20 protein-coding genes and 1 pseudogene are annotated in these 20,098 nt (G+C 64.6%); 4 read left to right on the top strand and 17 right to left on the bottom strand.

Annotated features, from left to right (window positions below; genetic code table 11):
- Positions 1–76 precede the first annotated feature (76 nt).
- The 4 genes from J2X54_RS20015 to pgi all read right to left on the bottom strand — a co-directional run bounded on the left by J2X54_RS20015 (position 77) and on the right by pgi (position 5,227).
- Complete coding sequence (locus tag J2X54_RS20015; RefSeq protein WP_019922793.1) at positions 77–931, bottom strand: SIS domain-containing protein; 855 nt, start codon at positions 929–931, stop codon at positions 77–79.
- Positions 932–948: 17 nt separating this feature from the next.
- Positions 949–2,421, bottom strand: coding sequence for a glucose-6-phosphate dehydrogenase (gene zwf, locus J2X54_RS20010; RefSeq protein ID WP_310182988.1), 1,473 nt, complete (start codon positions 2,419–2,421; stop codon positions 949–951).
- An 81-nt stretch (positions 2,422–2,502) separates the two neighbouring features.
- Positions 2,503–3,432: an SMP-30/gluconolactonase/LRE family protein gene (locus tag J2X54_RS20005; protein WP_310182985.1), complete on the bottom strand. Its 930-nt coding sequence runs from the start codon at positions 3,430–3,432 to the stop codon at positions 2,503–2,505.
- A 145-nt stretch (positions 3,433–3,577) separates the two neighbouring features.
- Positions 3,578–5,227 carry a glucose-6-phosphate isomerase gene (gene pgi, locus J2X54_RS20000; protein ID WP_070248729.1) on the bottom strand — a complete coding sequence of 550 codons (1,650 nt, stop codon included), beginning with the start codon at positions 5,225–5,227 and terminating at the stop codon, positions 3,578–3,580.
- A 253-nt stretch (positions 5,228–5,480) separates the two neighbouring features.
- On the opposite strand from pgi, the gene edd reads away from it, so the two are divergent.
- Positions 5,481–7,403, top strand: a complete 1,923-nt coding sequence (edd, locus tag J2X54_RS19995; protein WP_310182981.1) for a phosphogluconate dehydratase — start codon at positions 5,481–5,483, stop codon at positions 7,401–7,403.
- Between the two features lie 3 nt (positions 7,404–7,406).
- Complete coding sequence (eda, locus tag J2X54_RS19990; RefSeq protein ID WP_070248733.1) at positions 7,407–8,033, top strand: bifunctional 4-hydroxy-2-oxoglutarate aldolase/2-dehydro-3-deoxy-phosphogluconate aldolase; 627 nt, start codon at positions 7,407–7,409, stop codon at positions 8,031–8,033.
- Positions 8,034–8,076: 43 nt separating this feature from the next.
- On the opposite strand, the gene J2X54_RS19985 is transcribed toward eda, so the two are convergent.
- The 6 genes and pseudogenes from J2X54_RS19985 to J2X54_RS19960 form a co-directional block, all read right to left on the bottom strand.
- Positions 8,077–8,343 (bottom strand): BrnA antitoxin family protein, encoded by a 267-nt coding sequence (locus J2X54_RS19985; RefSeq protein WP_310182979.1) that lies wholly within the window; start codon positions 8,341–8,343, stop codon positions 8,077–8,079.
- 35 nt (positions 8,344–8,378) lie between these two features.
- Positions 8,379–8,627 (bottom strand): annotated as a pseudogene (locus tag J2X54_RS19980) (BrnT family toxin); the annotation flags it as partial.
- A 68-nt stretch (positions 8,628–8,695) separates the two neighbouring features.
- Positions 8,696–10,525 carry a hypothetical protein gene (locus tag J2X54_RS19975; protein WP_310182978.1) on the bottom strand — a complete coding sequence of 610 codons (1,830 nt, stop codon included), beginning with the start codon at positions 10,523–10,525 and terminating at the stop codon, positions 8,696–8,698.
- A gap of 11 nt (positions 10,526–10,536) precedes the next feature.
- On the bottom strand, positions 10,537–11,481 hold the full coding sequence (locus J2X54_RS19970; RefSeq protein WP_310182977.1) for an ABC transporter ATP-binding protein: 945 nt from the start codon (positions 11,479–11,481) through the stop codon (positions 10,537–10,539).
- A 43-nt stretch (positions 11,482–11,524) separates the two neighbouring features.
- Positions 11,525–11,941 (bottom strand): GntR family transcriptional regulator, encoded by a 417-nt coding sequence (locus J2X54_RS19965; protein WP_084640703.1) that lies wholly within the window; start codon positions 11,939–11,941, stop codon positions 11,525–11,527.
- 60 nt (positions 11,942–12,001) lie between these two features.
- The gene (locus tag J2X54_RS19960) at positions 12,002–12,910 is read right to left on the bottom strand and encodes a LysR family transcriptional regulator (RefSeq protein WP_310182973.1); all 909 of its coding nucleotides are present in this window, start codon (positions 12,908–12,910) and stop codon (positions 12,002–12,004) included.
- A gap of 85 nt (positions 12,911–12,995) precedes the next feature.
- Here J2X54_RS19960 and J2X54_RS19955 point away from each other — a divergent pair, with 85 nt between their 5' ends.
- A complete protein-coding gene (locus J2X54_RS19955; RefSeq protein ID WP_310182971.1) occupies positions 12,996–13,775 on the top strand; it encodes an NAD(P)H-dependent oxidoreductase in 780 nt (259 codons plus the stop codon).
- On the opposite strand, the gene J2X54_RS19950 is transcribed toward J2X54_RS19955, so the two are convergent.
- Genes J2X54_RS19950 through J2X54_RS19930 form a run of 5 tightly spaced genes read right to left on the bottom strand, consistent with a single transcriptional unit; the run spans position 13,776 to position 17,546 of the window.
- A complete protein-coding gene (locus J2X54_RS19950; RefSeq protein ID WP_070248741.1) occupies positions 13,776–14,087 on the bottom strand; it encodes a hypothetical protein in 312 nt (103 codons plus the stop codon). It abuts the gene before it with no gap.
- A gap of 2 nt (positions 14,088–14,089) precedes the next feature.
- The gene (locus tag J2X54_RS19945) at positions 14,090–15,523 is read right to left on the bottom strand and encodes a cytochrome P450 (protein ID WP_310182969.1); all 1,434 of its coding nucleotides are present in this window, start codon (positions 15,521–15,523) and stop codon (positions 14,090–14,092) included.
- A 23-nt stretch (positions 15,524–15,546) separates the two neighbouring features.
- On the bottom strand, positions 15,547–16,512 hold the full coding sequence (locus tag J2X54_RS19940) for a diguanylate cyclase domain-containing protein (RefSeq protein WP_310182966.1): 966 nt from the start codon (positions 16,510–16,512) through the stop codon (positions 15,547–15,549).
- 10 nt (positions 16,513–16,522) lie between these two features.
- A complete protein-coding gene (locus tag J2X54_RS19935) occupies positions 16,523–17,161 on the bottom strand; it encodes a chemotaxis protein CheC (RefSeq protein WP_310182965.1) in 639 nt (212 codons plus the stop codon).
- Between the two features lies 1 nt (position 17,162).
- On the bottom strand, positions 17,163–17,546 hold the full coding sequence (locus J2X54_RS19930) for a response regulator (protein WP_310182963.1): 384 nt from the start codon (positions 17,544–17,546) through the stop codon (positions 17,163–17,165).
- 117 nt (positions 17,547–17,663) lie between these two features.
- Between J2X54_RS19930 and rpiA the strand changes: the two genes are divergently transcribed.
- Entirely contained in the window at positions 17,664–18,341 is a 678-nt protein-coding gene (rpiA, locus tag J2X54_RS19925) for a ribose-5-phosphate isomerase RpiA (RefSeq protein ID WP_310182961.1), read from the top strand.
- 97 nt (positions 18,342–18,438) lie between these two features.
- Here the strand turns inward: rpiA and J2X54_RS19920 are convergent, their stop codons facing one another.
- Positions 18,439–18,711, bottom strand: a complete 273-nt coding sequence (locus J2X54_RS19920) for an oxidative damage protection protein (RefSeq protein WP_019922774.1) — start codon at positions 18,709–18,711, stop codon at positions 18,439–18,441.
- Positions 18,712–18,761: 50 nt separating this feature from the next.
- Positions 18,762–20,072 carry an amino-acid N-acetyltransferase gene (gene argA / locus J2X54_RS19915; protein WP_019922773.1) on the bottom strand — a complete coding sequence of 437 codons (1,311 nt, stop codon included), beginning with the start codon at positions 20,070–20,072 and terminating at the stop codon, positions 18,762–18,764.
- Positions 20,073–20,098: the final 26 nt, after the last annotated feature.

Raw genomic sequence — 20,098 nt, 5'->3', positions numbered from 1 at the left:
AGGGGTACGGTGGCGGTAGCCATGTGCGACAACACACCGACGCACAGGACCGGTGCAAATTTGTCAAATTATGACATCAACCGATGAAGGAGTCGAATTGCAAGTCGAACTCTTGCAAGGCTTTCTGGGCATTCTGCATTTTTTTACGGAAATCGGGACCCCGTTGCAGGGCCAGTCCGACAGCAAGCACATCGATCACCACCAGGTAGGCCAGGCGCGCTGAAATCGGTGTGTACGGATCGATGTTGAAGATCAGGTCGATAGGGATGAGCACGGTGGCCAGGTCGGCCAGCGGCGTGCCGGACGGCGCCAGCGCAATCACATCGGCGCCACCGCGGCGCGCCAGCTTGACCGAGCGCACCAGCGACGGGCTGTTGCCGCGCTGCGAAATGGCCACCACCGCGTCGCCGGTACGCAGCAGGGCGGCGGCGATGCTGTGGATGTGCGGGTCGGCGTACGCCACCGTGGGCACACCCGAGCGGAAGAACTTGTGCTGGGCGTCTGCCGCGACGATGCCGGACGTACCCTGGCCGTAGAATTCGATCTTGTTGGCTTTGGACAGGATGTCGAGCGCCTTCTGAATGGCGTCGGGGTCGAGATTGTTACGCAGGTCGAGCAGGGTGTTGATCGAGCGGCTGCAAATCTTGTTGACCAGGTCGGCGGCCAGGTCGTCCTGGGTGGGCTGCTCGTTCAGGCCCGGCAGGGCCAGCGCCAGCCCCTGCGCCAGTTTCAGCTTGAACTCGTGCCAGCCGTCGTAGCCGAGGGTGCGGCAAAACCGCACCACGGTCGGCTCCGACACTTGCGCGCTCTTGGCCAGCGCCGTGATGTTCTGGCTGACGGTCTGGCCGGGATGGTCGAGCACGGCCAGCGCGACTTTGCGCTCCGACTTGGAGAGCGAGTCGAGCTGGGTGCGGATCGAGTCGAGCAGCATGCGAGTGGTCGTCCCGTTTAATCTTCAGGCAGCGCTTCTTCGCGCCACTGCAAACCTTCGCGGCTGATCAGCGCCGACGAGGCAGCCGGACCCCAGGTACCGGCCGAGTACGGCACCGGGTAGCTGTCGTCCGATTCCCAGTGGTCGAGAATCGGTTCCACCCATTCCCACGCCGCTTCGAGTTCGTCGCCGCGCATGAACAGGGTCAGCTGGCCGCGCAGCACGTCGAGCAGCAGGCGCTCGTACGCTTCCATGCGTGGCGACTTGAACTGCTCGCGGAAGTCGAGTTCCAGCTCGGCCTGCTTCAAGCGCATGCCGTCGCCCGGCGTCTTGGCCATCAGGTTCATGCGCAGGCCTTCGTCCGGTTGCAGACGGATCACCAGCGAGTTGGGCTGGAAGCTGTTGGTCGGCTGGGCAAAGATCGAGTGCGGAATCTGCTTGAAGCGCACGACGATCTCGGCCAGGCTGTCGGCCATGCGCTTGCCGGTACGCAGGTAGAACGGCACGCCGGCCCAGCGCCAGGTATCGATCTCGGCCTTCATGGCGACAAAGGTTTCGGTGCGCGAATGTTCCGGTGCATCGGGTTCGTCGCGGTAGCTCGGCACCGCCTTGCCATCGACGTGGCCGGCGCGGTACTGGCCGCGCACGATGTTCTGCGCCAGCGTGGTCGGGGTGAATTTTTTCAGCGAACGCAGCACCTGCAACTTGGCGTCGCGCACGGCATCCGGCGCGATCGACGTCGGTGGTTCCATCGCCACGATACACAGCAATTGCAGCAAGTGGTTTTGCAGCATGTCGCGCAAAGCGCCCGAGGTGTCGTAGTAACCCATGCGGTTGCCCACGCCCAGTTTCTCGGCGATGGTGATCTGCACGTCGGAAATCCATTCGCGGCGCCACAGCGGCTCGAACAGGATGTTGCCGAAGCGTAGGGCCAGCAGGTTCTGCACGGTTTCCTTGCCCAGGTAGTGGTCGATCCGGTAGATCTGCGATTCCTCGAAGACCTTGCCCACTTCGGCATTGATCTGCTTGGCCGAGGCCAGGTCGCGGCCCAGCGGTTTCTCCAGCACCACGCGCGAGTTCGGCGTGACCAGGCCGTTTTCCTTGAGGCTCTCGCAAATGCGGGCGAAGATGGCCGGCGGCGTGGCCAGGTAGTACACGCGGGTAATCGCGCTATCCTGGCGCAGCGCGTTGACCAGCGGCGCGTAGGTGGCGGCGTCGGTGGCGTTGAGCGAGACATACACGATGCGCGCGGTAAAACGCGCCCACGCAGCTGGCGCCACGGCCGGCGACTTGATCAGCGGCTTCGACGTAGTCTCGACCGTGTGCAGGAACTCTTCCTGGCTGGCCTCCGCGCGGCCCACGCAAATGATGCGGGCGGTAGCGGGCAGGTCGTTGGCCACGTCGCGCGCGTACATCGCGGGCAGCAATTTGCGCATCGACAGGTCGCCGCTGCCGCCGAACAGAACCAGGTCAAAATCGGTAAGTGCCATAGTGAGATCTGAAGTAAAAAAGCTGAAATGGAAGTGTAAATTTACTACGCCAAAAATCGAAAAGCAAGAAACTTTACTACATTATTGTCGGTATGCGGGTTCCGGGCGGCCGGCCACGTCAACTTGCAGCGCCAGCAGTTTGCCGCTGAACGGGTATTGTGCCAGTTCTTCGGCTGGCCGCGCCCCCGCGCTGGTGATATACAGCGTGCGCAAATTCGGTCCGCCAAAAGCCACCATGGTCGGACAGCGCACCGGCAGCGCGATTTCCGCCAGCACCTCGCCCTGCGGCGAGAGCTTGACGATGCGCGCGCCTTCGAACAGCGCACTCCAGTAATTGCCTTCGCTGTCGACCGCGCCGCCGTCCGGGCGGCCGCCGTAATTGTTGGCCTTGTCCGCAGAGAATTGCCGGAACACGTGCTCGGCGCCGACCGTGCCGGTGGCCACATCGTAGTCGAAACGGCGCAGCAGGTGGGCGCTGGTGTCGGCGTGGTACATGGTTTTCTGATCGGGGCTGAAGGCCAGGCCGTTGGAATTGGTCATGCCGCCGGTCCATGCGCAGCGCAGCTTGCCCTGTTCCAGCACGTACATCGCCGCGGCCGGCTGGTCGCGCGGCTCGTAGATGGTGCCGATCCAGTAGCGCCCGGCGCCGTCGACCTTGCCGTCGTTGAAGCGGGTGATTGCGGTGTCGTAAGGGGCGGGGGCGATCACGGTGGTGCGGACCTCGGTGGCGCCGATGTCGGGGGCGCTTGCCCCGGTGCTGGCGGTGTCGAGGTGCAGCACGCCGTTGCGGGTGGCGACGATCAGGCCACCACTGTCGGCAATCGCCAGGCTGGCCGGTTCGCTCTCGAGCAGCCATTGATGATGCGCGCCGCTGGCCGGATCGAGCCGATGCACGGTGCGCGCCGGTATATCGACCCAGTACAGCACCTGCTCATCGGCATGCCACAGCGGCGACTCGCCGGTTTGCATGACGGCGTCGTAGGCGACTTGAATGATGGGAGTGTTTTCCATTTTCGTTATCCTCAAGTCCGTCATCCCCGCGCACGCGGGGATCCATAGGACGGCTGTGCACAGTTTGCTCGTGCCAATTCGGTTCAAGCTCGGTATGGATCCCCGCATTCGCGAGGATGACGGATAAAGTGATTGCAGCTAGAAATTAAAGATGCTGCGCCGCTTTCGCCATGATGATCAAACCATTGGTCGAACTGTCATGACGCGCCGGTTGGATCTCGCCTTGCAGCTCGGCCTGGATATTCTTGGCCAGCACCTTGCCCAGCTCCACGCCCCATTGATCGAAGCTGTTGACATCCCAGATCACGCCCTGAACAAAAGTCTTATGCTCGTACAACGCAATCAGCGCGCCCAGGGTCAAGGGCGTCAACTGATCCATCAGGATGGTGTTCGACGGCCGGTTGCCAGGGAAAGTCTTGTGCGGCACCAGTTCTTCGATCTCGGTCGCGGAGAGTTTTTGCGCGGTCAGGTCGGCGCGCACTTCGTCGCCGGTCTTGCCGGTCATAAAGGCTTCGGACTGGGCGAAGCAGTTGGCCAGCAGGGCATCGTGGTGGCCCGGCAGGTCGTGGGTGGCGCGCAGCGCGGCGATGAAGTCAATCGGCGTGATGTCGGTGCCCTGGTGCAGCAGCTGGAAATACGCGTGCTGGGCGTTGGTGCCGCATTCGCCCCACACCACCGGGCAGGTGGCGGTATCGACCGCGGCGCCGCCACGGGTGACGCGCTTGCCGTTGCTTTCCATGTCCAGCTGTTGCAGGTAGGCGGGGAAGCGATTGAGGTCCTGGTGGTACGGCGCGATCGACAGCGAGCCGGCATCCAAAAATTCGCGGTTCCAGAAGCCCACCATGGCCAGCAGCACCGGCATGTTCTGCTCGAGCGGCGCCTCGCGGAAGTGCTCGTCCATGGCATGGGCGCCAGCGAGGAAGTCGCTGAAGTAGCCGAAGCCGACCGCCAGCGCCACCGACAGGCCGATCGCCGACCACACCGAGTAGCGGCCACCGACCCAGTCCCAGAACGGGAACATATTGGCCGGATCGATGCCGAAGGCTTTGACCGACTCGAGGTTGGTGGAAACTGCCACGAAGTGGCGCGCCAGGTCGGCCTCGGTGGCGGACTGCAGGAACCAGCTGCGCGCGGTGTTCGCGTTGAGCATGGTTTCAGCGGTGGTAAAGGTTTTCGAGGCGATGATGAACAGCGTGGTTTCCGGGTTGACCTGCGCCAGCGCGGCGTCCATGTCGTGACCATCGACGTTGGAGACGAAATGCATCTTCAGGCGCGGGTGGGCGAACGAGCGCAGCGCCAGTACCGCCATTTTCGGACCCAGGTCCGAGCCGCCGATGCCGACGTTGACGATGTCGGTGATCGGCTTGCCGCTGTAGCCGAGCCAGGTGCCGTTGCGTACCTTGTCGGTGAAGTCGCGCACCTGGTCGAGTACGGCGTGCACATCGGGCACCACGTCGCGGCCATCGATCACCAGGCTTTTGCCGCGCGGCAAACGCAGGGCGGTATGCAGCACGGCGCGATGTTCGGTAAGATTGATCTTGTCACCACGCAGCATGGCGTCGCGCTGGGTGTCCACGCCGCGTTCGCGGGCCAGGTCGATCAGCCGGGCCATGGTGTCGGCGTCGAGGCGGTTCTTCGAATAGTCGAGGAACAGGCCGGCGGCATCCACGGTCAGTTGCGGAAAGCGCTGATCGTTGTCGGCAAACAGCTGGCGCATCTGCCACTGGCGGGCGTCAACGGCGTGGGCTGCAAGGGCTTGGTAGCTGGCGGTCGAGGTAAGGGCAGGTTGGCGCATAGTGTTGGGCGTCGGATGGAAGTAAGAATAAGATGGTTGAATAATACAGGAAAAAGCGGTAAATTCACTACGGTTCTGTTGAGATTATGGAATTTTATCAGGTGTGAAGGTCGGTTTTTCTGCGCAATAATCAGCTAGCCAAGTTAGACAAAACAGCTCGCCAAGCTAGGCAGGGTAACGAATCCCTCTTGAAAAATCGCTGGCTGCGCCATTTTGTAGTAAAATTTCATAAGTTAATCGATAAGGAATCAACATGGCCTTGCATCCCGTACTGGAATCCGTCACCGCGCGCATCATTGCGCGTAGCAAACCTTCGCGCGGCGCCTATCTTGCGCATCTCGACGCAGCGCGCGTGAAGGGCGTGCAGCGCGGCACGCTGGCATGTACCAACCTGGCGCACGGTTTTGCCGCCTTTCCCGCCAACGACAAGCTCTCGCTCAAGGAACTGAAAAAGCCATCGGTGGCGATCGTTTCCGCCTATAACGACATGCTCTCAGCGCACCAGCCGTTCGAGGGCTTCCCGGCGCTGATCAAGGATGCCGTGCGCGAAGTGGGCGCCGTCGCCCAGTTTGCCGGCGGCACGCCTGCCATGTGTGACGGCGTCACGCAAGGCCAGCCCGGCATGGAATTGTCGCTGTTCTCGCGTGACGCCATCGCCATGTCCACCGCCATTGCGCTGTCGCACAATATGTTCGACTCGGCCGTGTACCTGGGCGTGTGCGACAAGATCGTGCCGGGCCTGCTGATCGGCGCACTGCATTTCGGCCATTTGCCTGCCGTGTTCGTGCCGGCCGGCCCGATGACCACTGGCCTGTCCAACTCCGAAAAAGCCAAGATTCGCCAGCTGTATGCGCAAGGCAAGGTCGGCCGCGCCGAATTGCTCGAAGGCGAATCGCAGTCGTACCACGGCGCCGGCACCTGCACCTTCTACGGCACCGCCAACAGCAACCAGATGCTGATGGAAGTGATGGGCCTGCACTTGCCGGGCGCCGCCTTCATCACCCCCAACACGCCGCTGCGCGCCGAGCTGACCCGTGCCGCCGCCCGCCGCGCCGCCGTCATCAGCGCGCAGTCGGACGAATACCTGCCGGTCGGCCACGTGGTCGATGAAAAAGCCATCGTCAACGCCATCGTCGCGCTGCTCACCACCGGTGGTTCGACCAATCACACGCTGCACCTGGTGGCCATTGCCAAGGCAGCCGGCATCGTGATCGACTGGGACGACTTCGACGAGCTGTCGAAAGTGGTGCCGCTGCTCACCCGCATCTACCCGAACGGCAACGCCGACGTCAATCACTTCCACGCCGCTGGCGGTACCGGTTTCGTGATTCGCGAACTGCTCGACGGCGGCCTGCTGCACGACGACGTCACCACCATTCTGGGCAAGGGCCTGCGCGCGCACTGCACCGAACCGTTCCTGGGAGAAAACGGCCAGGGCGTGGTGTGGAAAGCGGCGCCCGAGCAGTCGGGCGACGAGGCGGTGCTGCGCAAGATCACCGCGCCGTTCTCGCCCGATGGCGGCACCGTGCTGGTCAAGGGCAACCTGGGCCGCGCCGTTATGAAGGTGTCGGCCGTCAAGCCCGAGCACCAGACCGTGGAAGCGCCTGCGCTGGTCTTCAACTCGCAGGAAGATTTCATGGAAGCGTACAAGGCCGGCCAGCTCGACCGCGATTTTGTCGCCGTGCTGCGCTTCCAGGGCCCGCGCGCCAACGGCATGCCGGAACTGCACGCCTTGACGCCAGCGCTGGCCAACCTGCAAGACGCCGGCCGCCACGTGGCGCTGGTGACCGACGGCCGCATGTCGGGCGCGTCGGGCAAGGTACCGGCAGCGATCCACGTCTCGCCGGAAATTTTGGCGGGCGGACCGCTGGGCCGCGTGCGCGATGGCGACATCATCCGCGTGTGCGCCCGCACCGGTACGCTCGAAGCGAAAGTGGAAGCGTCGGTCTGGGCTGCGCGTGAACAGGCCACCGCCGACCTGACGCCCAACGGCGTGGGCATGGGCCGCGAACTGTTCGCCATGTTCCGTCACAGCGTGTCCGAAGCGGAGCAGGGCGCCACCACCTTCCCGCTGCCGTCGCCGATTCCAACCGTCGTCGGCCTGCATGACAAAGATCCGGTGGGTAACACCGTGCCGGGTTCCGATGAAGATTTCTCGATGAAGAAAGAAGCGTAAATCATGACCATGACTCTGCTCGACATTATGCGTACTTCCGCCGTGATCCCCGTGATCGCGATCGATGAACCCGAACACGCGGTACCGCTGGCCAAGGCGCTGGTCGCCGGCGGCATCCGGGTGCTGGAAGTGACCCTGCGCACCAAACACGGCCTGGCTGCCATTCGCGCCATGTCCGAGGTGGAAGGCGCCATCGTTGGCGTCGGCACCTTGACCCTGCCGGAAGAATTCGCTGCCGCGCGCGACGCCGGCGCCGTCTTCGGCGTCTCGCCGGGCCTGACCGCCGCCCTGATCCAGGCAGCGAAATCGAGCGGCCTGCCGCTGCTGCCAGGCGTGATGACGCCGTCCGAAGTGATGGCTGCACGCGAACACGGCTTCAAGCAACTGAAACTGTTCCCGGCCGTGCCTGCCGGCGGCGTGGGCATGCTCAACGCCATCAACGGCCCGCTGCCGGACGTGACGTTCTGCCCCACCGGCGGCATCTCGCAAGAGACCGCCGGCCAGTTCCTCAAGCTGAAAAACGTCGCCTGCGTGGGCGGCTCGTGGCTGACCCCGAAAGACGCGATTGCGGCCGGCGACTGGGAGCGCATCACCGACCTGGCCAAGGCGGCCAGCGGCCTGCGCATCTAAGTGCTTGATCAAAAACGACGCTGCGGCGTCGTTTTTTTTGACCTCAGGCGCCGAGGGTTCTGAACGCCGCCAGTTCTTCCTTGAGAACCTTGCGCAAGCTGGCCACGGTCAGCGTCGGGCCTTGTGGCGGCTGCATCGCCTTGCGCAGATCGGCGTTGATCAGGGTTTGATAGCCGATGCCCTGCGCCTCGGCCTGCTCGCGGAAAAACGCCAGCACGTCGTCGTCGAGCATGATGGTGATGCGGCTTTTGCCCGTGGCTTGCACCACCGCGCCGCGTTTGCCTTCGGTAAAATTGTAATCATTGCGCATGATAGTTCCTCGCCTCGCCTCGTCTCGCCTTTGCTGGCCTTGCGCGCGGAGATCAGCCGGATGTGCTCGCCGCGCATGGTGTACACCACGATCAACAATCGTCCGTTGGCATCGGCGCCAAGCGTGACGAAGCGTTGCTCGCCGACAGTGTCAGGATCCTCGACCGTCACCGCCATCAAATCGTGCAACGTTTCTTCGGCCTGGGCGAAGCTGACGCCGTGCTTGGCATGGTTCAGCTTGGCCTTGAACGAATCGAATTCGATGGCTGTTTCAGGATTATGCATATCCTATACATATACTGCAAGCGCTGCCGGAGATTTTGATGCGCCGCAAGCGCAGCGTACCCCAATAGCTACAAAGCAACCACCTGTTGCGTGGTGGCGTCGGTACGGGCTTTGCTGTTGGCGCGGTGCGGGTACATCACCATCAACGCCCCCAGGCAGGGCAGGCCGAACACCAGGCAGGCCGGCAACCAGCCCGCGCCGACCGGGCGGCCCGGGTAGCGCAGCGCGCCGCGGCGCCACAGCCAGGCGCCGGCTACCGCCAGCAGGTGCGACAGCAATGCCGCGGTCCAGATCGCGGCTGAGCGTTGCGGCAGGCCCGCTGTCCTCAAGCTGGCGGCATACAGGTCGTTGTTCGGCAGTATGCGCGCGGGCAGCGCAGTGACGACGTCGAGCACCGGCGACAACCACCAGCCCGCTTGTTGCAGCAGCGGCCAGTCATTGGGCGCGATCGCGCGGGTGGCGACGGTGCTGGCGCGGCCATCGGCGCCGACAAACACCACGACCTGTTTGCCTTCCACGCCGGCGGACCTGGCAGCTCCGCCGGAAAACGACACCAGCGCACCGTCCGACAACGACGCCACGTCGATCCTGGTCAGGTCGCCCAGCGGCAGCGGCAACGCCACGCTGTAGCGTTCACGGTAGGGCGCTTCCTTCATCGAGGTGGCGTAGGCGATCAGGCGGCGGTCGGTCAGCAGCATCGCCGTATAACCGAATTCGACCGGGCGCGCCACGTACTGCTCGTCGGCGGGCAAGGTAGCCAGCGTCATGAAACCCGAATTGTCGTTATTGAATTGCATGACCGTATGTGGCAGCAATACCTTGCCCACCAGTGCTGGCACGGCCGGAAAGGCAGTCGCGGTACCTATGCCGTCCGGCCCCAGCGTTGCCACGGTGGCCCCAGTCGCCATATCGGTCACCACGAAGCGCATCGTGTCGTGGCTGAAGGAAAGTAGTTGGGTGTCACCGACCTTGCCGCTTGGCGTGTCCTTGTTTGACAACTGCTGTGGCACCCCGAAGATGACCGGCAACTGCATGAGCCTTTGCGGCGTGACCTGCGGCAGTTCGCGCTGCCAGCGTTCGGCGCGCGCATCGGTTGCGCCGCGCAGGCCATCGCGCAGCAGGTCACCGCTCCTGGCGTTGCGGACCTCGGCGTCGGTGCCGGGTACCGGCGCCTGGTAAGCATGGTCGCGCATGGCCGAGACGCCCCACTGCACCCCGAACAGGGCGCTTGCCGGCACCAGCAGGTACAGGCCCAGCACCAGCGGCACGGCCGCCAGCACAGTGGCGAGGCTGCCGTCCGGCGGCGTGGCGCGGTTGGGCTTGAAGCTGGCATAGACCACGGCGGCCATCAGCAGTGCGCACACCACGCTGGCAGCGAGCAGCGCCAGCGCGCTCGACTCGTGCAGCAGCATGACGCCTGGCAGCGCCAGGATCAGCACCGCCAAGCGGTTGGCCGCGAGCAGCAGGGCAGCGCCGGTCAGCCAGCCGACGATGACGATCAGCGCCACGTAAGGCGCCATCACGTAATGGCGCAGGTCCACGATGCGGACGTGGAACCAGTCGTTACCGGCCACCACGATCAGCAACGGCAAGCCGATGACCAGCACGATCATGGTTGCCGACGCCATGGTCAGCGCACCGAAGATGGCGCGGCGCGGCAGCGGCCGGTGCAGCAGCCACAGCCAGCGGCCGGGCCGGCGGTAGCTCGCGAACTGGTGCAGCGCGAAGCCGAGCCCGGCCAGCGCATAGATCAGCAGTGCCAGGATCTGGATATGCAAGGGCGCTGCCAGCAGCACGTTGTGGCGGCTCAGGTACAGCAGCAGCGCCAGGTGGGCGAGGAAGGCGATCAGGGCGGCGCGCCGGTAGCGGCGGCACTCGCTGAAAAACAGGTCGGACATGGTGAAAATCCTCAGGCGGGTTGTGCAACGGGCAAGGGAAACGCGCTGCCGGCATGGTTGCGCGACAGCATGGCATTGACCGCACGGTCGAGGCCAATCGGCATCTGGTGGAGACTGCCGGCGCCCAGCCGGCGCAATCGGGTGGCGAAGTGCTCGCCCTGGTCGAACACCACCACGTGCGTGCAGCCGTCGATGTGCTCGATTTGCAGCACGCCGGGCAGGGCCGCGAGATCGGGTGCGCGCAGTTCGCCCTCGGCCACCCACAAGCGCATGCGGGCGCAAAAATCGTCGGGCGCCGACGCGTGCAGCAGCCGGCCGCGCTCGAGAATGATCAACTGATCGGCTACGCGTTCGATTTCGTCCATCTGGTGCGAGCAATACAGAATGGTGGCGCCATCGTGGTAGCTGCTGTCCATCAGCGCGGTCAGGAATACCCGCTTGGCCACCACGTCCAGTCCCAGTGTCGGTTCGTCCAGGATCAGCAGCTCCGGCCCCTGCGCCAGCGCCAGGCTGACGCCGGCGCGTTCGCCGCGCGAAAGTTCGGCCACGCGGTGCGCCGGCTGCAGGTTGAAGTGACGCAGCACTGCGTGGTAGCGCTGGTCGCTCCAGGCCGGGTACAGTTTTCGCTGCAGCGCCGTCACCTCGTCCACCCGCATCCAGGGCGGCAGGGTGTGCTCGTCGTTGACGAAGCCGATGCGTCCGCGCAGCGCCGGCGTCAGGTGTTCGCTGTCGCAGCCGAGCACGCGGGCGCTGCCGCTGGTTGCGGCCTGGAAGCCAAGCAGGACGCGAAACAGCGACGACTTGCCGGCCCCGTTGGCGCCCACCACGGCGTGGATGCCGCCGCGCGCCACGGTCATGGTCAGGTGGTCGAGCGCCAGTTTGCCCTTGAACTGCAAGGTCAGCGCGTCGGTGGCGATCAGGTTGTCGCCAGCGGCGACGGGAGGGGGCACGTTCATCTGGGTCTCGGGTGGGGGTGATGGAGCAGTGGAGGAGGGCGGCTCAGCCGCGATGTTTGGGCGCGATCAGGGTCAGCTCGGCCGCTACCCGGTCGAGCAACACCTGGTCCGGGTAACCGAGCGAGATGACGTCGCCCACGAAGCGCACCACGGCCTCGTTGAGGCGACGCTCACGCTCGGTATCGGACAGGCGCTGGCGCGGCGTCGCCACGAACAGGCCCAGCCCGGCGCGGGCGTCGAGCCAGCCTTCCGTGGTGAGCTCGGTGTAGGCCTTGGCGACCGTGTTGGGATTGACGGCCAGTTGCGTGGCCAGGCCGCGCACGCTGGGCAGGCCGGCGCCGACGACCAGCTCACCGCTGGCGATCAGGCGCTTGACCCCGTCAACGATCTGGCGATTGATCGGGCGTGGATCGCCGGTGGCGATTTGTAACATCAGCGGACTACGGCGCGGCAGGTTCATGGTTTTATCTACTGTACTAGCACGGGTAGTACAGTAACACCTTGATCGCGCTGGCGTCAACTACAACGAACCGGGCCTCACTGCGCTCTGGATCTGCGCACGCAACCATTGGTGCGCCGGATCGCGGTGCGCGCGTTCGTGCCACAGCATCGCCATCTCGTAGCCCGGGACCGCGACCGGCGGGGCGACGGTTTTCAAGACCGGGTTGCCGCGCACCAGCCGTTCGGGCACCATCGCCACCAGGTCGGTGGCCGCCAGCGCCGCGATCATGAACAGGAAGTGCGGCACCGACAGCGCCACCCGTCGCGTCAATCCCGCCTGCGCCAGGGCCTCGTCGGTGACGCCGTAAAAGCCGCCGCCGCTGTTCGAGACCAGCACGTGTTCGAGCGCGCAAAATTGCTTCAGTGTGGGCTTGCGCTGCAGGCGCGGGTGGTCTGCGCGGCCTGCCAGCAAGTAGCGTTCGGCAAACAGCGTGCGGCGGCGCAGGCCCGGTGGCGCGCCGGCGCTGGTGTGGAAGGCGAGGTCGATCTCGCCCTGTTCGGCCTGGCGGGTGATGCGGTCGGGCGCCAGTTCCACCACTGCCAGCCGGGTGCGGGGCGCCTGCTGGCGCAAGCTTGCCAGCGCGGGCAGCACGATGGTCGATTCGCCGTAGTCGGTGGCGGCCACGCGCCAGGTGTTGGTGGCGCTGGCCGGATCGAAGGCGCTGGCTGGCGCCACTGCCTGTCCCAGCGCCTCGAGTGCCAGGCGCAACGGCTCGCGCAGTTCTTCGCCGCGCGCGGTGGGCTTCATGCCGCGCGGCCCGGGCAGCAATAAAGGATCGCTGAAGATGTCGCGCAATTTCGCCAGGTGCACGCTGACCGACGGCTGCGACAGGTTCAGCCGCAGCGCCGCGCGGGTGACGTTGTGCTCGGCCAGCAGCACGTCGAGCGTGACCAGCAGGTTCAGGTCCAGTCGCCTAAGATTAATCATGACAATACCTGCTATGTTGGGAATTCATTTCCAATATACCTGAGCGGACCTTACGCTGTGTGCATCCAACCAACAGGAGCATCATATGAATATTCTGATCGTCCACGCCCACCCCGAACCACGGTCGCTCAACGGCGCGCTCAAGGACTTTGCCGTGCGCCACCTCGAAGCTGCCGGCCACGCGGTACAGGTCTCCGACCTGTACGCGATGCAGTGGAAGCCGGCGCTCGATGCGCACGACAGCCTCGACGGTGCAGCCGGTGAGCGATTCGATGCGTCGCTCGACTCCCGCTTGGCCTACGACAGTGGCCGGCAAAGCGCCGACATCGCGCTGGAGCAGGAAAAGCTGCGCTGGGCCGATACGGTGATCCTGCAATTTCCGTTGTGGTGGTTTTCGATGCCGGCAATATTGAAAGGCTGGGTGGACCGGGTGTATGCCAACGGTTTTGCCTATGGCGTGGGTGAACACTCGGACCAGCGCTGGGGCGACCGCTACGGCGAGGGCAACCTGGCCGGCAAGCGCGCCATGCTGATGGTGACCACCGGCGGCTGGGAATCGCACTACAGCGCACGCGGCATCAATGGCCCGATCGACGACCTGCTGTTCCCGATCCAGCACGGTATTTTGTTCTACCCGGGGTTCGCGGTGCTGCCGCCGTTCGTGGTGTACCGCACCGGCAAGGTCGATGAGGCGAAATTCGCGGAACTGAGCGCGCAACTGGCGCAACGCCTCGACACGCTGGCCACCACTGCGCCGATTGCGTTTCGCCCGCAGAACGCTGGCGATTACGAGATTCCGGCGCTGACCCTGCGCGACGAACTGGCGCCGGGGCAGACAGGCTTCGCGGCCCATTGCGCAGCGTGATCAGCCACCCATTTTATTGTACAACTTGCCGTCCCAGCGCATGGTGATGCGGCTGCAGTGGAATTCGAAGTCGTCGCCGTCCTTGACCTTGAAGGTTTCGAAGTGGTTGACGGCGATTCGCACCGCGTCCTGCAGGGCGCCGCCCTCGGGTATCTGCTTGGGCAGCGGCAGGTCCTTGATGTGCAGCAGGTATTCCACGCGCTTGGGATCGGTGTTCTGGTCCCACCAGATGTCGATGGCGACCTGGTCGCCGCTATGCTCTGCTTCCGCCAGGCAGCGGCCGTGGCGCCGGGTCTCGAACTTGAAGCGCATGCTCATACTCCGGAAGTTGATGCGTGACGCAGACGCATGCGCAGGCCGATCGGCGACATGGTAAAACCGGACAGCTCCTGCGGCGCGCTGCCGTCGGCAGTCGCCACCGAGGCGATGTCGAAACTGCCCAGCAGCATGGCGGTGGCGATCTTGATTTCCAGCAGTGCCAGGTAGCGCCCGGGGCAGGTGCGCACGCCGGCGCCGAACGGCATCGACACCTGCTTGTTCATGGCGCCGCTATCGAGCCAACGGCTTGGGTCGAACTGGGCGGCGCGCGCCACGTGGTCGTCGCTGACGCTGTCGTGGCGCATCACCAGCCACACCAGGTTGCCGGCCGGCACGGCGACGTCGCCCACCACGTTGTCGCGCAGCGCCTCGAGTGGAATGTACGGCGCCACTGGTTTGAGGCGCATGGCTTCCTGGGCGCAGGCGTCGATGTAGTCGAGCGCGTCCATCTGCTCGATGGTGAAGGCGCTGGCGTCGGGCGCCACGCGCTGCACTTCGGCGCGCGCTGCCTGCAACGCCGCCGGATTTTGCTGCAGCAGGTACAGCATCCAGGCCAGCGTGTGGCTGGTGGTGTCTTCGCCGGCCAGCAGCATGGTGGTGACGTTGCCGGCCACGGCGTCTTCGGCCAGGCCGGTGCCATCGTCTTCGGCCGCGCAGATCATCGCTTCGAGCAGGTTGGCGGGACGTGCGCGCCGTGCCGGGTCGGCTGCCAGGCGGACGCGCGCTTCGGCCACCAGGGCGTCGATGGCGGTGTTGAGCGCGGCGATGCTGTGGTCGAGCTCGCGGTCCGCCGGCAGCTTGACGTAGCGCCAGTACGGAAACAGCGCCAGCGAACGTTTCGACACGGCCGGCAGGATGCGGTCCATGTGGCGCTGTAACACGTCCTCGCCGCCGTCGAGGGTATTGACCTCGGTGCCGAAGGCCAGGCCGGCCACGATGTCCACGCTGTAGCGCTTGAGATCATCGGCCAGGTCGATGGTCGCGCCGCAGTCGGCAGCGGTGGCCCAGCGCCGTTGCAGCCGCAGCGCCACCGCGACCAGCGACGGGAAATAGGCCTTGACCGCGTGCGGCGCCAGCGCCGCCATCACCATGCGCCGCTGCTCGCGCCACGCCGCGCCTTCTTCCAGGAACACGCCGGGCCGGCCCTTCATTTCCTTGGCGATGTTTTCGGTAACAGCCGGGCGGCGGTAGCCGTCGGGGCGGTCGCGCAGCGCAGCCGAGACCAGCTTGTGGTCGCACACCACCAGCGCCTGGACCGGTCCGAGCGACATCCGGAACAGCGGCCCGTATTCGCGGCACCATGCCTCCACGTCCTGGTGAAAGCGCAGTGGCCGCATTTGCAGCAGGTTGCCCACCAGCGGCCAGGGACGCGGGCCGGGCAGGTCGGCAATGCGCCGCAATGGCGTAGCGAGGGTGGCGGTGTCGGGCAAGTGAGGTCTCCTGGTGATGTGTGCTATCCGGGCAGTTGCGCTTCCACCCGGTTGCGGCCGTTTTTCTTGGCGCGGTACAGGGCACGGTCGGCGTTGCCGATCAGGGTGTCGATGTCCACCGGCGACGCGGCGCTGCGGGTGGCCACGCCGATGCTGACCGTTACCACGCCACTATCGCCGCCGTGCGCATGGGCAATCGCCAGCGCCTGGGCGCGGGCGCGGATCGCTTCGGCCATCTGCGCGGCCTGGGCGGCGTCGGTGTCGGGCAGGATCACGGCGAATTCCTCGCCGCCATAGCGCGCCATCAGGTCGGCCGAGCGCCTGAGCATGTCTGCCAGGGCGGCGGACACCTGGATCAGGCACTGGTCGCCCTTCTGGTGGCCATAGTGGTCGTTATAGGCCTTGAAGTGGTCGATGTCGATCATCAGGAGCGACAGCGGCGTGCCATGGCGGCGCGCGCGCCGGTGTTCGCGCTCGATGGCGACGTCGAAATGGCGGCGGTTGGCGATGCCGGTCAGCCCGTCGGCAAAGGTTTGCGAGCGCAGCACCAGGGTTTGTTCGCGCAGCAGCTTTTCGCGGCCCACGGCAATGCTGACATCGGTGATCTGGATCAGGCAGTGGCGCGCCGCGCCGCTGACCTCGACCGGCGTGACCGCCACCGCCTGTTGCAGGCGCTCGTCCAGCCGCGCCGCTGCGGCATTGGCGTACAAGGGGAATGGCGCCTTGTTCAATGACTGCGACAGCAGCGAAGGAAAATGGTGGCGCAGGGCCTGGTCGATGGCTGCGTCCACCCGGCTGCCACGCAGGGCCGGGAACAGCGCCAGGAAGTCGGCGCCCAGCGCCTGCTCGCGCGGGATCTGCGCGTAGCTGCTCATCCAGTCGTTCCACAGCACCACGCGGCGCTCGGAGTCGAGCACCACCGCGCCCAGGGTGATCGCGTTGAGCACACTGTGCAGCAACTCCAGCGAGGGGTCCCGTGCAATCGGCAAGTGCGCCACCTCAGGCTTGCCCCATCGCGCGCGCGATGTAGCGGGTGATCTGTTCCTTGAGGTCGTGCAGCGCCGAAACGTCGAGCACAAAGGCGACGTAGCCGAGGATCTGGTGCTTGTCGAGCGCGAAATCAATGTGCAGCATCAGCACCACGCTGCCTTGCTCGCTGCCGGAGACGCCGAGGATCTCGTTGCTGGTGCCGACGTGGTATTCCGGCAACGATCCGCGCAGCTCCTGCTGAAACACATTGGCCAGCGTGCCGATGCAGGCATTGAGGATGATGTTGCCGATTTCGCACATGGCTTCCTGCTCCATGTCGGTCAGCTCTTGCAGGGACACGGTTTCGCCGACCATCAGCCGCACCAGTTCCAGGCTTTTGTCTTCGGGGAACATGAGGATGGCGTCGGTATCGAACGCGCCTTCGTAGTGCTGGCTGACGCCGCAAATGCGGTCCGGCGCGTCGGCCTCGACAGCGAGGCGGCTGCCGAGCAGGCGCGCCGCGTCCGCGCGGCTGATGAAGCTGATCGACGGCACCGACATGCGCACTTCCTCGCTGACCAGCGCGCTCATCGAGGCGGCGGCCTGGCCCACGCCGATATTGAAGATTTCGATCAGCGCATCGTTTTCCAGCTCGGACAGGTTGACCATGTCAGCCTCCCGCCAGGGCCAGCAACTGGGCGATGCGCGCCTCGGTGATCGGCTTTTCCATGAAGCCCAGACCCAGCGCTTCGGCCCGCTCGCGGGTGGCCGACTGCACGTTGGCGGTCAGCAGGGAGATCGGTAGCGTGGATGATAGTCGCCGCAGTTGCTCGGCGGCGGCGATGCCGCCCATGCCGGGCATGTTGACGTCCATCAGCACCAGGTCGGGCAGGGCTGTGCGCGCCTTGTCCAGCGACTCTTCGCCAGTGCCGGCTTCGACCACGTTCCAGCCCGGTTGCAGGTGCAGAATATATTGGCGCGCCATCATCCGCGAGACGCGGCTGTCATCGACAATCAACACGGTTTTCGTTTGCTCGGTTGCAACGTCGGTCATGTCACCTCCTGGCTGGGATCTATGACCCATTCTCGCATAATAGGGTTTTGCTTGGCAGCTATCCGTTAAAATAGCGCCACTGATTTCCCCGCCATTCCTTTTATTTGTAGAAAAACCATGACTCAAGACGAATTGAAACAAGCCGTAGCCCGCGCCGCCATCGACTACGTGGTGGACAACGAAATCATCGGTGTCGGCACCGGCTCGACCGCCAACTTCTTCATCGACGAGCTGGCCAAGATCAAGCACCGCATCAAGGGCACCGTGGCGTCGTCCGAAGCGACCGCCACCCGCCTGCGCGGCCACGGCATCGAGGTGTATGACCTCAACGACGTGCCATCGATCGCCGTGTACATCGACGGCGCCGACGAGATCGACGCTTCCGGCGCCATGATCAAGGGCGGCGGCGCGGCGCTCACGCGTGAAAAGATTGTGGCGTCGGTCTCGAAGCAGTTCGTCTGCATCGCCGACGGGTCCAAGCTGGTGGACGTGATGGGCAAATTCCCGCTGCCGGTGGAAGTGGTGCCGATGGCGCGCGAAGCGGTAGCACGCGCATTGACCGCGCTCGGTGGCGTGCCGAAGCTGCGCTTGCAGCCGGGGAGCCAGGACGCGTTCGTGACCGACAACGGCGGCCAGTTACTCGATGTGTCGGGATTGTCGATTACCGACCCGGTGGCGCTGGAAGCGCAGATCAACCAGATCGTGGGCGTGATCGCCGTAGGGCTGTTTGCCGCGCGCGGCGCCAATGTGTGCCTGCTGGGAATGGCAGAGGGCGTGAAAACCCTGAAGTTCTGAATACTACGGGGAGCTACGTTAGCTTGAAATCCGTCATCCCCGCCTCCGCGGGGATGACGGACCAACCGTTAACGTATCACTCGGGATTACTCGGGTATCACTCGGTCGGTGGCACGTAGCCCATCGCCGCATCGGCGCCGTCGCCGAAGAAATGCTTTTCCATCTGCTGCGCCAGGTATTTACGGGCGCGCAGGTCTGCCAGGTTCAGGCGGTTTTCGTTGACCAGCATGGTCTGGTGCTTCATCCACGCGGCCCACGCTTCTTTCGAAACCGACTCGTAGATCTTCTTGCCCATTTCGCCAGGAACTGGTGGGAAATCCATGCCCTCGGCTTCTTTGTTGAGTTTAATGCAATGTACGGTGCGGGCCATCTGTCTTGCTCCTAAAGCTGTAACGTAAAAACGTCATTATAAAGACTTATTTATAAAGATTTGATCAGGACCTGGGATTTGCGCTGCCAGTTATACATGTGCTGGCGATCCTTGGGCAGCGCATCGACCGTGGCCGGCACGAAGCCGCGCTTCTGGAACCAGTGCGACGTGCGCGTGGTGAGCACGAACAGCTTGGTCACGCCCAGCGCCCGCGCGCGGTTTTCCATGTGCTTCAAAATGCGCTCGCCGTCGCCCTGGGCCTGCACTTCCGGGTTCACCGTCAAACATGCCATTTCGGCCATCTTGTGTTCCGGGAACGGGTACAGCGCGGCGCAGCCGAAGATCACGCCATCGTGCTCGATCACCGAAAAATAGTCGATTTCGCGTTCGATCAGCTCGCGGCCGCGCTTGACCAGGGTGCCGTCCGCTTCCAGCGGCTCGATCAGCTTGATGATGCCGCCCACGTCTTCGATGGTGGCCTTGCGCAGCGATTCGAGGTTTTCGTGCGAGATCATGGTGCCCACGCCATCGTGGGTAAACAATTCGAGCAGGGCCGAGCCGTCCATCGCGAACGGCACGATGTGCGAACGTTCCACGCCGTTGTCGCACGCCTTGATGCAGTGGCGCAGGTAGAAGGCGGTGGCGTCGTCGAGGAAGCCGGCGCCCAGCACCGCTTCGGCCATGTGCGACGACAGCTCGCGAATTTCGGTGCCGCCGGCGTCGGTCATCATCGGTGTTTCGGTGATGAAGACCAGCTTGTCGGCATGCAGGGCGATCGCCGCGCTGCACGCCACGTCTTCCATGGTCAGGTTGAACGCCTCGCCGGTGGGCGAGAAGCCCAGCGGCGAGAGCAGCACCAGGCCGTCGGAGCCGAGGATGGAGTGGATGGTTTCGGCATCGACCTTGCGGGTGACGCCGGTCAGTTCCAGGTCCACGCCGTCGATCACGCCCAGCGGACGGGCCGTGATGAAGTTGCCGGAAATGATACGGATTGCCGCATTCGACATCGGCGTATTGGGCAAACCCTGGCTGAACGCGGCTTCGATATCAAGGCGCAGCTCACCGGCGGCTTCCTTGGCGCACTCCATGGCGGCCGTATCGGTGATGCGTACGCCGTTGTGAAAGCGCCCCTCGACATTGCGCAGGGCCAGCTGCTCGGCCACCTGCGGGCGCGAGCCGTAGACCACGGTCACATTGATATCGAGCGCGTGCAGCAGCGACAGATCGTGGGCCAGCACCTGCAAGGCGCCGGCGGAAACCAGTTCACCGGGAAAGGCGACCACGAAGGTCTTGCCGCGGAAGGCGTGGATGTACGGCGCGACTGAACGCAGCCATTGGACGAATTGGGTAGGGTTTTCCATTACCGGCATTATAATTCGGTGCGCGA

It is taken from the genome of Duganella sp. 3397, from assembly GCF_031456625.1.
GTDB classification, from domain to species: Bacteria; Pseudomonadota; Gammaproteobacteria; order Burkholderiales; family Burkholderiaceae_D; genus Rugamonas; species Rugamonas phyllosphaerae.
This window is presented reverse-complemented; position numbering and strand designations above follow the sequence as displayed.

Excerpts from the sequence above, each read along its gene's own strand:
- J2X54_RS20015 (WP_019922793.1), bottom strand. The coding sequence starts at position 931 with ATGCTGCTCGACTCGATCCGCACCCAGCTCGACTCGCTCTCCAAGTCG.
- zwf (WP_310182988.1), bottom strand. The coding sequence starts at position 2,421 with ATGGCACTTACCGATTTTGACCTGGTTCTGTTCGGCGGCAGCGGCGAC.
- J2X54_RS20005 (WP_310182985.1), bottom strand. The coding sequence starts at position 3,432 with ATGGAAAACACTCCCATCATTCAAGTCGCCTACGACGCCGTCATGCAA.
- pgi (WP_070248729.1), bottom strand. The coding sequence starts at position 5,227 with ATGCGCCAACCTGCCCTTACCTCGACCGCCAGCTACCAAGCCCTTGCA.
- edd (WP_310182981.1), top strand. The coding sequence starts at position 5,481 with ATGGCCTTGCATCCCGTACTGGAATCCGTCACCGCGCGCATCATTGCG.
- eda (WP_070248733.1), top strand. The coding sequence starts at position 7,407 with ATGACCATGACTCTGCTCGACATTATGCGTACTTCCGCCGTGATCCCC.
- J2X54_RS19985 (WP_310182979.1), bottom strand. The coding sequence starts at position 8,343 with ATGCGCAATGATTACAATTTTACCGAAGGCAAACGCGGCGCGGTGGTG.
- J2X54_RS19975 (WP_310182978.1), bottom strand. The coding sequence starts at position 10,525 with ATGTCCGACCTGTTTTTCAGCGAGTGCCGCCGCTACCGGCGCGCCGCC.
- J2X54_RS19970 (WP_310182977.1), bottom strand. The coding sequence starts at position 11,481 with ATGAACGTGCCCCCTCCCGTCGCCGCTGGCGACAACCTGATCGCCACC.
- J2X54_RS19965 (WP_084640703.1), bottom strand. The coding sequence starts at position 11,941 with ATGAACCTGCCGCGCCGTAGTCCGCTGATGTTACAAATCGCCACCGGC.
- J2X54_RS19960 (WP_310182973.1), bottom strand. The coding sequence starts at position 12,910 with ATGATTAATCTTAGGCGACTGGACCTGAACCTGCTGGTCACGCTCGAC.
- J2X54_RS19955 (WP_310182971.1), top strand. The coding sequence starts at position 12,996 with ATGAATATTCTGATCGTCCACGCCCACCCCGAACCACGGTCGCTCAAC.
- J2X54_RS19950 (WP_070248741.1), bottom strand. The coding sequence starts at position 14,087 with ATGCGCTTCAAGTTCGAGACCCGGCGCCACGGCCGCTGCCTGGCGGAA.
- J2X54_RS19935 (WP_310182965.1), bottom strand. The coding sequence starts at position 17,161 with ATGGTCAACCTGTCCGAGCTGGAAAACGATGCGCTGATCGAAATCTTC.
- J2X54_RS19930 (WP_310182963.1), bottom strand. The coding sequence starts at position 17,546 with ATGACCGACGTTGCAACCGAGCAAACGAAAACCGTGTTGATTGTCGAT.
- rpiA (WP_310182961.1), top strand. The coding sequence starts at position 17,664 with ATGACTCAAGACGAATTGAAACAAGCCGTAGCCCGCGCCGCCATCGAC.
- J2X54_RS19920 (WP_019922774.1), bottom strand. The coding sequence starts at position 18,711 with ATGGCCCGCACCGTACATTGCATTAAACTCAACAAAGAAGCCGAGGGC.
- argA (WP_019922773.1), bottom strand. The coding sequence starts at position 20,072 with ATGGAAAACCCTACCCAATTCGTCCAATGGCTGCGTTCAGTCGCGCCG.